General features: G+C 42.5%; 15 protein-coding genes and 1 other RNA gene. 10 read left to right on the forward strand and 6 right to left on the reverse strand.

All coding sequences use genetic code 11. The features are described 5' to 3' along the window. Nucleotide 1 precedes the first annotated feature (1 nt). The 6 genes from rseP (at nucleotide 2) to lpxA (ending at nucleotide 6,840) form a co-directional block, all read left to right on the forward strand. Entirely contained in the window at nucleotides 2–1,357 is a 1,356-nt protein-coding gene (gene rseP / locus FTU87_RS01630; protein WP_180096571.1) for an RIP metalloprotease RseP, read from the forward strand. Nucleotides 1,358–1,441: 84 nt separating this feature from the next. Beyond that, entirely contained in the window at nucleotides 1,442–3,910 is a 2,469-nt protein-coding gene (gene bamA / locus FTU87_RS01635; protein ID WP_373684758.1) for an outer membrane protein assembly factor BamA, read from the forward strand. A gap of 82 nt (nucleotides 3,911–3,992) precedes the next feature. After that, nucleotides 3,993–4,490, forward strand: coding sequence for an OmpH family outer membrane protein (locus FTU87_RS01640; protein ID WP_180096573.1), 498 nt, complete (start codon nucleotides 3,993–3,995; stop codon nucleotides 4,488–4,490). Between the two features lie 3 nt (nucleotides 4,491–4,493). Next, nucleotides 4,494–5,564 (forward strand): UDP-3-O-(3-hydroxymyristoyl)glucosamine N-acyltransferase, encoded by a 1,071-nt coding sequence (gene lpxD, locus FTU87_RS01645; RefSeq protein ID WP_005096712.1) that lies wholly within the window; start codon nucleotides 4,494–4,496, stop codon nucleotides 5,562–5,564. A 5-nt stretch (nucleotides 5,565–5,569) separates the two neighbouring features. Then, nucleotides 5,570–6,055, forward strand: coding sequence for a 3-hydroxyacyl-ACP dehydratase FabZ (gene fabZ, locus FTU87_RS01650; protein ID WP_171063349.1), 486 nt, complete (start codon nucleotides 5,570–5,572; stop codon nucleotides 6,053–6,055). After that, nucleotides 6,052–6,840 (forward strand): acyl-ACP--UDP-N-acetylglucosamine O-acyltransferase, encoded by a 789-nt coding sequence (gene lpxA, locus FTU87_RS01655; RefSeq protein ID WP_074382858.1) that lies wholly within the window; start codon nucleotides 6,052–6,054, stop codon nucleotides 6,838–6,840. Before fabZ ends, lpxA begins: the two co-directional genes overlap by 4 nt. Before the next feature lie 72 nt (nucleotides 6,841–6,912). On the opposite strand, the gene FTU87_RS01660 is transcribed toward lpxA, so the two are convergent. Beyond that, entirely contained in the window at nucleotides 6,913–7,710 is a 798-nt protein-coding gene (locus FTU87_RS01660; protein WP_074382857.1) for a YbgF trimerization domain-containing protein, read from the reverse strand. A 293-nt stretch (nucleotides 7,711–8,003) separates the two neighbouring features. Here FTU87_RS01660 and ffs point away from each other — a divergent pair. Continuing rightward, an RNA gene (gene ffs / locus FTU87_RS01665) (signal recognition particle sRNA small type) lies at nucleotides 8,004–8,100 on the forward strand. A gap of 192 nt (nucleotides 8,101–8,292) precedes the next feature. Here the strand turns inward: ffs and FTU87_RS01670 are convergent. The 4 genes from FTU87_RS01670 to FTU87_RS01685 all read right to left on the reverse strand — a co-directional run bounded on the left by FTU87_RS01670 (nucleotide 8,293) and on the right by FTU87_RS01685 (nucleotide 11,303). Next, nucleotides 8,293–8,904 carry a regulatory protein RecX gene (locus FTU87_RS01670; RefSeq protein ID WP_180096574.1) on the reverse strand — a complete coding sequence of 204 codons (612 nt, stop codon included), beginning with the start codon at nucleotides 8,902–8,904 and terminating at the stop codon, nucleotides 8,293–8,295. 93 nt (nucleotides 8,905–8,997) lie between these two features. Next, on the reverse strand, nucleotides 8,998–10,038 hold the full coding sequence (recA, locus tag FTU87_RS01675; protein ID WP_005096717.1) for a recombinase RecA: 1,041 nt from the start codon (nucleotides 10,036–10,038) through the stop codon (nucleotides 8,998–9,000). A 145-nt stretch (nucleotides 10,039–10,183) separates the two neighbouring features. After that, entirely contained in the window at nucleotides 10,184–10,624 is a 441-nt protein-coding gene (locus tag FTU87_RS01680) for an RNA-binding S4 domain-containing protein (protein ID WP_005096718.1), read from the reverse strand. Continuing rightward, entirely contained in the window at nucleotides 10,617–11,303 is a 687-nt protein-coding gene (locus FTU87_RS01685) for an HAD-IA family hydrolase (RefSeq protein ID WP_035337664.1), read from the reverse strand. Before FTU87_RS01685 ends, FTU87_RS01680 begins: the two co-directional genes overlap by 8 nt. A gap of 13 nt (nucleotides 11,304–11,316) precedes the next feature. On the opposite strand from FTU87_RS01685, the gene FTU87_RS01690 reads away from it, so the two are divergent. The 3 genes from FTU87_RS01690 to FTU87_RS15065 all read left to right on the forward strand — a co-directional run bounded on the left by FTU87_RS01690 (nucleotide 11,317) and on the right by FTU87_RS15065 (nucleotide 13,332). Beyond that, nucleotides 11,317–12,168 carry a 3'(2'),5'-bisphosphate nucleotidase CysQ gene (locus tag FTU87_RS01690; RefSeq protein ID WP_005096720.1) on the forward strand — a complete coding sequence of 284 codons (852 nt, stop codon included), beginning with the start codon at nucleotides 11,317–11,319 and terminating at the stop codon, nucleotides 12,166–12,168. Between the two features lie 60 nt (nucleotides 12,169–12,228). Next, on the forward strand, nucleotides 12,229–12,969 hold the full coding sequence (locus FTU87_RS01695) for a phosphoglycerate mutase family protein (protein ID WP_180096575.1): 741 nt from the start codon (nucleotides 12,229–12,231) through the stop codon (nucleotides 12,967–12,969). Nucleotides 12,970–13,206: 237 nt separating this feature from the next. After that, nucleotides 13,207–13,332 (forward strand): hypothetical protein, encoded by a 126-nt coding sequence (locus FTU87_RS15065; protein WP_257220449.1) that lies wholly within the window; start codon nucleotides 13,207–13,209, stop codon nucleotides 13,330–13,332. A 192-nt stretch (nucleotides 13,333–13,524) separates the two neighbouring features. Here FTU87_RS15065 and rpsT read toward each other — a convergent pair whose 3' ends face one another. Next, nucleotides 13,525–13,794, reverse strand: coding sequence for a 30S ribosomal protein S20 (rpsT, locus tag FTU87_RS01700; protein ID WP_180096576.1), 270 nt, complete (start codon nucleotides 13,792–13,794; stop codon nucleotides 13,525–13,527). Nucleotides 13,795–13,927: the final 133 nt, after the last annotated feature.

Below are 13,927 nucleotides of genomic sequence, written 5' to 3' on the forward strand. Positions count from 1 at the left end.
CATGAACGCCTTGTTTATTATTGCAGCCGCAATCCTGTTACTCGGTCCCTTAATTGCGATTCATGAGTTTGGTCACTATATTGTGGCGCGTAAACTGGGCGTTAAAGTGTTGGTCTATTCGATTGGTTTTGGACCAACGCTGTTAAAGTGGACCTCAAAAAAATCCGGCATTCAATATCAGCTATCCGCCTTACCTTTAGGCGGTTACGTGAAAATGCTGGATGAACGTGAAGGCAATGTTGCTGAACAAGACTTGCCCAAAGCATTTAACCGTCAGCATCCCTGGAAACGGATTGCCATTGTGGCAGCGGGACCATTGATCAACCTCATTCTTGCGGTGCTGTTATTCTGGGTGCTGTTTTTACCGGCACAAGAGCAGCTGAATACCCGGGTCGGTAAAGTTTTACCAGATACGCCGGCTGCAACAGTACAAATGCAGCCGGGTGACAAAATTGTTGCTGTGGACGGGACTCCAGTCGAAACCTGGGAAAAACTGAGTTATGCGCTGGTGGATCGTGTGGGTGAAACCGGCGTAGTGTCTATTCAGGCAGAACGTGCCGGGGAAAACAAGCTGTTCCAGTTACCGATTCGGGACTATTTAAAAGACCAGAGTCAATCTCCGTTAGACAGTCTGGGCTTCTTGCCTTATCGACCGGAAATTCCGGCTGTGATTAGCAAGCTGACTGAAGATGGTGCAGCAATTCGCCAAGGCCTGAAGCAAGGTGATAAAATTCTGGCTATTGATGGTGTCCAGATGAAAGACTGGTTTGATGTGGTACAAATCGTACAGGTATCACCAGAAAAACTACTGAAGATGGATGTATTGCGCGAAAACCAGGTGGTGCAACTTGAAGTGATGCCACAGGGCAAGCGTGACAATATGGGTAATGTCACGGGTATGCTCGGTGTACAAAGTGATCCGGGTAAAATCTCGATTCCCGCAGAATATAAGCAGACCATTCACTACAATCCAGCTGAAGCACTGGTGATGGCATTTGATAAAACTGCGCACTTATCTTCGATGATTCTGAACTCGATTGTCAAAATGGTACGTGGCATGATTGGACTGGATAACTTATCTGGACCGATCACCATTGCCAAAGTCGCAGGACAAAGCGCGGAAATGGGTTGGGAAACTTTTATTTCCTTTATGGCGCTAATGAGTGTAAGTTTAGGAATATTAAATCTACTGCCGATTCCAATGCTTGATGGCGGACATCTGGTTTACTATTTTGTTGAATTAATTCGTGGTAAACCTGTTTCCGAACAAATACAATTGGTTGGACTGAAAATTGGTATGGTACTGCTCGGCAGTATGATGCTTCTGGCATTATTTAATGATTTTATGCGTTTATAACAACGTAGATGGAATAAATTAACAGCGGAAAAGACTGGCATGCAGCACACACATTTATTTATGCCTCTGGCACTCGTTAGTGCAATGGCAGTAGCACAACAAGTATATGCAGCAGATGAATTCATTGTACAAGATATAAAATTTGATGGATTAGTGCGTTTAACTCCTGAGAATGTATATGGCCTCGTGCCAATTAACAGTGGTGATCGGGTCAATGATCCGGTCATTGCCAATGCAATTCGCAGTTTATATGCATCAGGCTTATTTGATGACATCAAAGCTGTTCAGCAAGGCAATACTCTAGTTTTTCAGGTGGTAGAGCGCCCAGTCATTTCGAAAATCGAACTGAAAGGCAATAAGCTGATTCCAAAGGAAGCACTTGAAGATGGCCTGAAAAAAATGGGTCTGGCTGAAGGTGAAGTGCTGAAAAAATCTGCTTTACAGACAGTCGAAACCGAGCTTGAGCAGCAATACATGCAGCAAGGTCGCTATGATGCAGATGTTACAGTCACGACGACAGCAAGACCGAATAACCGGGTTGAATTGCAGATTGATTTTATTGAAGGTAAAGCCGCAAAAGTTTTTGATATCAATATCATTGGCAATACTGTTTTCAAAGAATCAGATATTAAACAGGTATTTGCTGTTAAAGAAAGTAGCTGGAACTCGGTGATTTCACGTAATGACCGTTATGCACGTGAAAAAATGGCTGCAAGCCTTGAAGCATTGCGTGCTATGTATCTGAACCAGGGTTATATTAACTTTAATATTACCAATTCCAGTTTGAACTTGAGTGAAGATAAAAAGAATGTCTTTATTGAAGTGTCTGTAGATGAAGGCGAACAATTTAAATTTGGTCAAACCAAATATTTAGGTGATGCACTTTATCAAACTGAAGAATTGCAAGCCTTACAGCTGTTTAAAGAAGGTGAAACTTATTCGCAAGAAAAAGTAAATGTGGTTAAGCAGCTATTACAGCGTAAATATGGTAATGCTGGTTATTATTATGCAGAAGTGAATATTGTTCCTCAAATTAATAATGAAACCAAACAGGTTGATTTAAATTACTATATCAATCCAGGTCAGCAAGTTACAGTACGACGTATCAATTTTACCGGTAACACCAAAACTGGCGATGAAGTATTACGTCGTGAAATGCGCCAGATGGAAGGTGCGCTTGCCAGTAATGAAAAGATTGATCTGTCCAAAGTCCGTCTGGAACGTACCGGTTTCTTTAAAACAGTCGATATCAAACCTGCACGTATTCCGGGTGCACCCGATCAGGTGGATCTAAATGTTGCCGTTGAAGAGCAGCATTCGGGTACCAGTACTCTGGCTGTCGGTTTCTCGCAAAGTGGTGGTGTGACCTTCCAGGCAGGTTTAAGTCAAACCAACTTCCTGGGAACCGGTAATAGCGTATCGATTGACCTGTCACGTTCTGAAACCCAAGATTACTATAACCTGAGTGTGATGGACCCGTACTTCACCATTGATGGTGTACGTCGCGGTTATAACATGTACTACCGCAAGACCAAGCTAGACGATGATTATAACGTCAACAACTATGTGACGGACAGTTTTGGTGGTGGAATTAACTTTGGTTATCCAATTGATGAAAACCAGAGTGTTAGTGCTGGTTTAAATATCGATCAAACTAAAGTGACAACAGGTCAGTTTGTATCTACGTATGTTCGTGATTATCTAGAAGCGAATGGAGGGAAGAGTATTGATACCAATACATTCCAAACATGTTCAATTGCTAATCCGGGTAATGACCCTGCATGGACATGTCCAGAGGGTAGTGTAGTCACCAATAGTTATGAAAGTGAATTTGAAGGTAAATTCTTAACATATAACTTAAATTTAGGCTGGTCGTATAATACCTTAAACCGTCCGATGTTCCCGACTAATGGTATGTCACATCGTATTAATGCAGAAGTTGCATTACCGGGTAGTGAAGTGGAATATCAAAAAGTGACTTATGATGCTCAGGCCTTCTTCCCGTTAGGTAAAGACTTTGTTCTGCGCGGTTATGGTAAGTTGGGCTATGGTAATGACCTGCCATTCTATAAGAATTTTTATGCCGGTGGTTTTGGTTCGGTGCGTGGCTATGAAAATAGTACCTTAGGTCCAAAATATGATGGTGTATATTTTAGTGAAAGAGGTGAGCCGGATCCTTCACCTGAAGAAGTAGGTGGTAATGCATTGGTTCAGTTTGGTACTGAGCTAGTACTGCCAGTGCCATTTAAAGGCGATTGGGCGCGTCAGGTTCGTCCGGTTATCTTTGCAGAAGGTGCGCAGGTTTTTGATACCAACTGTGATGTGCCTGCTCCAGACAGTAATCTTATTGTAGGTGGTACTACTTATAATGCTCGCCAATACTGTAAAGATAACTTCGGTTTCGATGCAGGCAATATGCGTTATAGCGTTGGTGCCGGTTTCACCTGGATTACCATGATTGGCCCATTGTCACTGAGCTATGCTTATCCGTTGAATAAGAAAGACGGTGATGAAACTAAAAATATCCAGTTCGAAATCGGCCGTACTTTCTAAGATTATTAGCTAATCCTGAATATAGATTTTGCTCATGAGGTTGCGAGGCTTTATGAGCAAATTTTTTTGAATGAGTAAGAATATGAAAAAAATGATCATGGCGATGAGCCTGGCTTTGGCAAGTATTGCACCTTTGACTCAAGCAGCTGGTATCGGGGTAATCGATTTGGAGCGTGTAGTCGAAGGCAGTACTTATCTGAAACAGCAAAACACGGCATTTCAACAAAAAATTCAGCCACAAACCAGCAAGATTGAACAACTCAGTAAAGAACTGGAAGCTTTGCAGCAGCGTGCTCAGTCTAATACCAAACTGGGCGATGCTGAAAAGCAGAAGATGTCTACGCAATATCAGGCTAAATTTCAGGAATTGAATCAGTTGCAACAATCTGTGCAGAGTAATGTTCAGAGTTCGATTCAGCAAATTCGGACGGTATTTGATGCACGTGTAAAGCAAATTGCTGAACAATTACGTAAAGAAAATAACCTGGATGTGGTTTTAAATAAAAATTCAGCACTTGCTTATGACGCTAAATATGATTTAACTGATAAAATGATTCAAAAGGTTAATGCAATTAAGTAATCAATGAATCATCAACAGCTTCAGTTAGCTGACCTTGCTCGCCTGGTTCAAGGCGAGTGCGTAGGTCAGGCAGATTTGCGTTTGAGCGCTTTGGCCAGTCTTGAGCATGCGACATCGCAAGATTTGGCATTCGTCAATGCAGACAAATATGTAGAGCAAGCCAATCAAAGTCAGGCAGCTGCTTTAATTGTCACGGCTGAACTGAAACAACAAATAACGTCACATCAAAACTTTATTGTTGTTGCAAATCCTTATCTGGCTTTTGCGATCCTGACCCATGTATTTGAGAAAAAAAATACCCAGCGTGGTATCGAAAGTACTGCTCAAATTCATCCTTCAGCGATCATCGCCGATGATGCGTATATTGGACACTATGTGGTGATTGGCGAGCATTGTGTTGTGGGCGCCAATACCGTTATTCAGCCTCATGTACATGTCGATAATGATGTGGAAATCGGTCAGGACTGTTTTATTGATGCGCATGTGACGCTGACGGGTGGCGCCAAAATTGGCAATCGCGTTCGTATTCATGCCAATACCGTGATTGGCAGCGAAGGTTTTGGTTTTGCACCTTATCAAGGTAAATGGCATCGTATTGCCCAGCTTGGTTCTGTGCGTATTGCTGATGATGTGCGTATCGGGTCAAACTGTAGTATAGACCGCGGTGCATTGGATGATACGATTTTGCAACAGGGTGTGATTATTGATAATCTTGTGCAAATCGCGCATAACGTCAAGATTGGTGCCAATACCGCACTCGCAGCAAAATGCGGAATCGCCGGAAGCACTACAATTGGCAAAAACTGTGTATTTGCAGGTGCGGTGGGGGTAGTAGGGCACATTAATATCGCAGATAATGTCACAATTACTGGCATGTCAATGGTGACAAAAAATATTTCTGAGGCGGGCAGTTATTCTTCTGGTACACCTATGTTGGAAAGTTTGCACTGGAAACGTGCTGCTGTGCGTTTTAAACAATTAGCAGATGTGCCATTGACCCAGGTGATGAAACGACTAGATCATATGCAATCTCAAATTGAGTCCATTGAATCAACATTTAAGTTGCGTAAATAATTATGATGACAGAGTCGAATTTGCCTACATTCACGAAACCTGAATTGCCAATGAATATTCAAAAGATTCGTGAATATTTGCCCCATCGTTATCCATTTTTATTGGTTGATCGCGTGGTCGAGATTACCGAAAATGGCATTGTTGGTTATAAAAACGTCTCAATTAATGAAGAGTTTTTGCAAGGCCATTTTCCGAATTATCCAATTATGCCGGGTGTGCTGATTGTTGAAGCACTGGCACAAATCTCGGGAATTCTGGGTTTTGTGATGAACAATGAAACACCAAGTGCGGGTTCATTGTTCCTTTTTGCCGGTGCGGAGAAGGTTAGGTTTAAAAAACAGGTGGTTGCAGGCGATCAATTGGTATTAAAAGCTGAATTGGTGATGCAAAAGCGCGGCATTTACAAATATAATTGTATTGCCACTGTAGATGGCGTCGTCGCAACAACCGCGGAAATTATGGTTTCGCATCAAAAAGTCGAGCAGGCATGAGCAATAATCCCCTTATTCATCCAACTGCCATTATTGACGCATCAGCAGTCATCGCTGCTGATGTAGAAATTGGTCCATACTGTATTATTGGGCCAAACGTCACTATTGGTGCGGGTAGCAAACTTCATTCACATGTAGTGGTGGGTGGCTATACGCGTATAGGTGAATATAATGAAATTTTCCAGTTCGCCAGTGTAGGCGAGGTTTGTCAGGATCTTAAGTATGCCGGTGAAGAAACCTGGCTTGAGATTGGCGATCACAACAAGATCCGTGAGCATTGTAGTTTGCATCGTGGTACCGTTCAGGATCAGGGTTTAACCAAGATTGGCAGTCATAATCTTCTAATGGTCAACACCCATATTGCCCATGACTGCATGGTCGGTGATCACAATATCTTTGCCAATAATGTCGGTGTGGCTGGACATGTTCATGTCGGGGATTATGTGGTCATTGGTGGAAACTCAGGGATTCATCAATTCTGCAAGATTGACTCTTATAGCATGATTGGCGGAGCATCACTGATTTTGAAAGATGTGCCGGCCTATGTGATGGTGTCAGGTAATCCTGCGCACGCTTTTGCTATGAATATTGAGGGAATGCGTCGTAAGGGCTGGTCTAAGGCCATAATTGACGGTTTGCGTACTGCCTTTAAACTGATTTATAAATCAGGTTTAACCACGCAGGAAGCAATCGAGCAGATTCGTAAAGATATCTTGCCGGAAGTTGCCGAAGCACAACGTTTGATTGATTCTCTTGAACAATCCAAGCGTGGCATTGTGCGCTAAAATATTTCAAGTAAAAAAGACACCTTTAAGGTGTCTTTTTTATTGCTGAATTAAGGGTTATCTAGAAGATTATTACTTAAAAAATTTAGCTTCTTCAGATTGCGGGTAATTACTGAGTAATTTGTTCTTGTACTGGGTGGCAATGGCCGGTTTTTGCTCGACGTCCTTGCTAATGTTATGCAGTTGATAAAGCGCACGCGAAGCACGGGTCGACTTTGGATAGCGGTCTGCCACAATGGTGTAATTGCGTTTTGCTTCTTCAAAATTTGGCGGATCGATGGCCAGATTGAATTCTGCTAACCAGAAATAGGCATTGCTGATATACACACTATTCGGATTGTTTTTAATAAAGTTCTGCATGGGTGCAATGGCTTTGGCTGCACCGCCATTTTTATAGGCATCTAAGGCTACTGTATAGGCTGCTTTGTCCAGCTCGGTGGGCTGTTGTCCGCTGCTCGCTGTATTGATCTCATTCGCATTTAAACTGGGAGAACTATCCTGTGGGTTGTCCTCCGTTGGGTTTTCTTCAGCCGGTTCAATTTTTTGCTGTAACAGTTCCAGGCGCTGATCGAGATCGGCATAGCGATTGGTCAGTTCGCTTTTCAGTTGGGCAATTTCATTTTCCTGTTCTTCCATTTTGCCGCGCAAGATCCGCAGATCACTTTCCAGTTGCTGGTTTTTTTGCATAATCTGCCAGCTGGTATTGGTTTGCACAGGTGTCGATACGCCGGCAGAACTCGCAGACTGGGTATTCATTGACGCTTGATTGGCAGTCTGGCTCAAGCCACGCGATTCAATTGGAATATTGGCAAATAGCGGTGTGGTAAAGAGTGCTGTCACTGCACACAATACGGTCTTTTTAAACATCATAAAATTTCCATAATTCTTTGTGAGATACGTATCCGCTGCTCATCTTTTAAAGAAGATCATTCATATACATTGCACACATTAAAAACGGCATTTTTAGAAATTGCAACAAGGTTTTACAAAGATCATGCGAATCTGGGTGTTGATGGATTGATTGTGAAGATCGCTTGAAAATCAGCAGAAATATTAATATTGTTTTTAAAATAATCAAACGGATAGCTTGATGGATTATTTTAAGGAACAAAGCTTGCAACTTGATTAAAAATCTCTATACTCTGTTTTTGTAATGGTAGCCCTGCTGGTTACTTCGCAATTGTACTCTATGAACCCCGCCAGGACCGGAAGGTAGCAACGGTAATAGAACTATGATGTGCCGGAGCTTTGCTGGTAGGGTTGCCACCATATTTTTAAATAATAAAAAAATTTTATCCCAGCCTATTAATCTCAAAGCTCACTTCTAATATCAGCTAATTTTTAATATTTTATTATCCCGATAATTCGTTCTGCTAGCGAACTGATTTTCTCATTTTAAGATCAATCTGCAAACACTTTTGTAGAGGGTCTATTAATGAATCTGAATACAAATTAATCTTCCACTTTACGGTTAATCGCCTTAATAATCGTATCCATTTCAAAACCACGGTACATCAGAAAACGGATCTGTTTGGCCTTGAGCTTCGGATCTTTAGTAACTTCCGCCCCATATTTTTTGACTTTCAGCGCATAGGCTTGCTGCACCCAGTCAGTTTCTTTCAGTTCTTCTGCGATTAAAGCCGTATCAACTTTCTTGTTTTTTAATTTCATTTTAATCTGATTGGGGCCTTTGCCTTTACGCTTTTGGCTCGACAGCATGGTTTCTGCGACACGCTGATCACTCTGATAATTCTCTCGTGATAATTCTTCAACTAATTCCAGCACTTCATCGCGATCCTCTGCATATAGGCATAGCTTCTCGATCAGTTCGGCTTTGGCATATTCCTTGCGGGTCAGTACGGCAAAGGCATACGAACGCAAACGCGAGCCAGTTAAGCCCGGTTTTTTCTTTTCATCATCAGGGGTATCAAACAGGCGCTCTTCTGAGTCGAAAGTGGGTTTTTGTTTCGATGTGTTTTGCTGGGTCGCTTGATCATCAGCATCGCCAAATTGCTGTTTTAAAGTTTCATAATCGAGCAGTTTGCTGAATTTTGCCTCTGACATCTTTCTCTCGCATTTTATCATCTACCCATAATAACAAAACGCCCCGTAGGGCGCTGTGTCGTGATGTTTAAAGACTAGGCAGATAATAATAGATTAGGCATCTAAAAGATCTGCTTCTTCTTTATTATCTTCTTCAGTGATCACGGCTTTGGTCAGCAGTTGCTCGCGAATCAGCTTTTCAATGGTTTGCGCCATTTCTTTATGCTCTTCCAGATAACGGATGGTATTGTTCTTACCTTGGCCAATTTTGTCGCCTTGATAAGAATACCACGCACCGGCTTTCTGCACGATTTCTTGCTGTACAGCAAGATCGATCAATTCACCTAGATGGTTCACGCCTTTGCCGTATAGAATCTGGAACAGCGCTTCTCTAAATGGAGGTGCCATTTTGTTTTTCACGACTTTGACTTTGGTTTCAGAACCAACGATCTCGTCACCTTCTTTCACCTGACCAATACGACGGATGTCTAGACGTACAGATGCATAGAACTTCAATGCGTTACCGCCAGTCGTGGTTTCCGGGCTACCGAACATGACACCAATCTTCATACGAATCTGGTTAATGAAGATCACCATACAGTTGGAACGCTTGGCATTACCGGTGATTTTACGCAGTGCCTGGCTCATCAAACGGGCTTGCAGACCCATATGCGAGTCACCCATTTCGCCTTCAATTTCCGCACGTGGCGTTAGAGCAGCTACAGAATCGACCACGATCATGTCAATTGCACCAGAGCGTACCAGCATATCTGCGATTTCAAGTGCCTGTTCACCGTGATCGGGCTGCGATACCAGCAGGTTATCAATATCTACGCCAAGTTTACGCGCATATTGCGGATCAAGTGCATGTTCGGCATCGATAAATGCACATGTACCACCGGCTTTTTGACATTCTGCAATTGCTTGCAGGGTCATCGTGGTTTTACCTGATGATTCAGGACCATAAATCTCGACGATACGGCCCTTCGGTAGGCCACCAATACCGAGTGCGATATCCAGGGTTAAAGAACCTGTAGATACTGCTTCAACAGCCTGAACGGTATTGTCACCAAGACGCATGACTGTATTTTTACCAAACTGTTTTTCAATCTGGCTTAAGGCAGCATTAAGCGCCTTGTTTTTATTCTCATCCATCTTACAACCTCAATACGATGTCACTCAGTTAGTACTCAAGTGGATGTCTTAAATTAGAGCTTTGTTCCACAGGCGTATAGTGACAGAATTTTCCCTAGTGTTCTATCAATGTCAGCGCATGTACGACACATTCTGACGCTTGAATTTAATCGTCATTATAGGACCATGACTGATCAAAACTCTGACTATTTTCATTTTTAAATTTACTGATATCCCGGCGATCTTTCTTGCTTGGACGATGATCGGGACGAGCTAGATTATGCAACTTTCTTTGTGAGGTAATCAATTCCCGTCGAGCAATACTGACTTCGGTTTCTTCATACAGTTTTTGTGCCACAGGTGCGGGCCCACGAACATCGGAAAGTTCTTTCACCAGGACGGTTTTCTTGTCGATGCCTTGCTGAATCGTCAGTTCCATGCCAACACGAACTTCGCGTGATACTTTGACACGTTCACCATTGTGGTGGACTTTACCACCTTCAATTGCATGTTTGGCAATGGAACGGGTCTTGAAAAACCGTGCTGCCCAAAGCCATTTGTCTATACGCATGCCTACCGCATCTTCGGGTAAAGACGATTTACGCATATTTTTTCTCTACCTCAGCCTGATTTAAATAAGTGATTAAATCTGTTAATTGGTGCAGCATCGGATAATTGCAAGTCTCGCGTGCGACTTTGGCCGAAGAGGGTTGCTGGATACTGAGCAGGTTTTCAATCCCGTAGGCTTTGGCCCCATTCAGGACTTTTTCAGTATCATCAATAAAATAAGCATGTTGCGGATCGAAGGGATGCATGGCGTTCAAGCCTTGCCAGAATTCAACAAATTCTTTGGCGTGCCCAATCGTTTCTGAACTGACAATCACATCAAAATAATGGCTTAAATTTAAGTGATCCAATTTAAAGGCCAGTCCGGCACAATCGGCATTGGTGGCCAGCCAGATCGGGTAGCCATTCGTTTTCAGATAATCCAGTAATTCGAGACAATACGGGCGTAAAGCGACTTTGTCTTTATGTTCAATCTGCATCGCCAGAACATCAACTTCGACTTTAGCCGTCCAGAAGCGTGAGGAGTACCAGTTTAGGGTATGATTATGTTCCTGATAGAATGCGGAGAGGGTCGCCTGACTGTGTTCCATGCTACAGCCATGTGTGGCAGCATAACGCACAGGCAGCAACTCATTCCAGATGAAATCATCGTAGGCAAGATCAAGTAAAGTTCCATCCATATCGAAAATTATGGTAGGTTTTTCAGAGCATTTTGACATATTTAGGTTTTCTATGTTTAAAGCAATAGCAGCACCACAAGATCCGATGATTTTGCAGTTTGTGCCCATTTTGACACAAGCCTGTGAAATTTTGCGAGAAGAATATCAGCGTTATTGTTCTGGTGCGGCTTTTGATGTCATCCAAAAAAATGATAATTCTCCGGTAACTCAGGCAGACTTAAGGGTCAATACTTTTCTAACTCAGGCTTTGGCAGATATTTCAGACTTGCCTTTATTGTCAGAAGAAGGAAAAGAACATGAGCGTCGTTCATGGCCAGAATTCTGGTTATTAGATCCGCTAGATGGCACCAAGGAGTTTTTGCATCAGCGGCCTGAATTCACCATCAATTTGAGTTTGGTTCGTGGAAGTTTGACGACTTTTGCCATATTGGCAGTACCAGAACAGCAACTGATTTATTTCTGTGCAGAGCAGGGGCTGCCTTATAAATATGATATTCAGCGAGATACGTGGTTTGGCTATGAAGCAGCGCCAACAGACCAACGAATTGCGATTGGTCTGAGTCAAAGTAGCCAGCAGAAACCGAAATATGTCGACTATTTACAGCATCTGGCCAAACTTACCGAATATACAGAGTTCAAAGCGGGCAGCGCCTACAAGTTTTGTATGATGCTGGAAGATCAGGTGGATATCTATCCACGTTTTCACCCAACTTCGGAATGGGACACCAGTGCTGGTCAATGTATGCTCGAACGGATTGGTGGTGGTTTGGTCGATTTAAAAGGGCGGCCATTTATTTATAATCATCGCGATACCTTACTCAATGGCGGATTTATTGCCTATAAAAATAATAATATGAAAAATATTGCATTACAGGCGGTGGCTGACATGCAGGCCGAGCATTGAGCAAAATCCTGAGCATGGTATAGTGATGATTAACTCATTACCAATCCAGTTGGCTGTCACGTGTCCCTGAAACTGCTTCCACCGAGTATGTTAAGTGCAATTGATTTATTGCCTGATGTACAGACGCCTGTCACCTTATTCACACGCCATTCGGTTCGTGAAGATGTTCCGGGTCAAGGTCTGGCAGGTTATGACCTGCAATTGACTGGTCAGGGGCGGGATCTGGCACAGGAATGGGGTGCTTATCTGGCTGATCAGACAGATCGTGTAATTCATCACTGTATTTCGAGCCCGATCCAGCGCTGTATTGATACTGCTGCGCTCATGATTGAAGGTGCAGATGCGGTTACCCCTGAACAGAATACCCATCGTATTGAAATTATCGAACAGGGATTGCTGGTCGAGCCGGGCAGTTTTGTGCTGGATATTCAAAAAGCCGGTCCTTATTTTGCCAAGCAGGGCGCTCTCGGTTTTGTGAACAGTTTTGTGAATAATGCCTTGCCGGGGATGAAACAGCCGATTCATGGTGTGGTGGATGTGCTGGAACTGATTTATAACACCCATCCGCAAAATAAGTATGGGCTGAGTCTGGCGGTCAGTCATGACACGATTCTGGCAGCGATGATTGCCGTAATGTCCGGGCGTCAGGACATCAGCCGAGAAGACTGGCCTAAAATGATGGAAGGTCTGTTTGTCTGGTTCGAGGGCGATGTTTTTCTGGAATCAAAACTGAAATGGATCTGGCGTGGTCAGGTACATGAGCTGGATATTGCTGATTTTAAGCGCTCACAGACTTCTTAAATAAAATTATTTTATCCAAGACTCAATTGTGCGCAGCAATTGGGTTTTTTATTTTTAGCTGTAAAAATTATAAAGATGCTGAACTTCTGTATTGATCATTAACTATACGTCGGTCTAAAACGTTAAAGAGTAAATTCTAAAATAGCATTTTTTACATTTATAAGATAAAAGTTCAATAATGTAACGCTGAAAATTATCTATGCTTGATAGATATGGAAATCTTCTTGAGAAAAAATTATGAAAATTATTACAGTTTTAAGCCTGATCGCGATTTTGGGTTTAACCGCATGTCAAAAACGGGACACTGACAATTCGAAACAGGACAAAACGACTTCGCCATCCTCTATGGATAAAGATCGATAAGTTAAAAGAACTTGAAAATAGAAATATGACTTGGTTTTGAATTTATTAAATAGTTATCTAATCTCAGCATGGTATTGGCAGGTTAAATACATCAGCCAGGCGGTATGATATGAAGATTGATATTTTTTTTCTTTAAATTTTCTAAATTTCAGATACAAAAAAAGCCCTAAAAAGGGCTTTTTTTATTTGCGATTAGTTAGAAGCTAGTGCTTTAACTTGCGCGTTCAAGCGGCTCTTGTGACGAGCTGCTTTGTTTTTATGGATGATGCCTTTGTCAGCCATGCGGTCGATTACTGGAACAAGCGTTTTGTACGCTTCAGTAGCAACAGCATAGTCATTAGTGCCGATAGCAGCTAATGTACGTTTAAGATAGGTACGAACCATAGAACGCAAGCTTGCGTTGTGTTTGCGTGCTTTAACGTTTTGACGAGCACGTTTTTTAGCTTGAGCAGAGTTTGCCACTCGTGCACTCCTTGAAATAGATTGGTCTGGGCGGGCTGAAACTCAACTGAAAACCATCATCAGAGGAATTATCACCAGCCCGTAAACAAGTGCCATATTTTGATTAAACTGAGCACCGAAGTCAAGTCTTGAC

This window comes from Acinetobacter sp. YH12156, from assembly GCF_013418235.1.
In the GTDB taxonomy this organism is placed as follows: domain Bacteria; phylum Pseudomonadota; class Gammaproteobacteria; order Pseudomonadales; family Moraxellaceae; genus Acinetobacter; species Acinetobacter pseudolwoffii.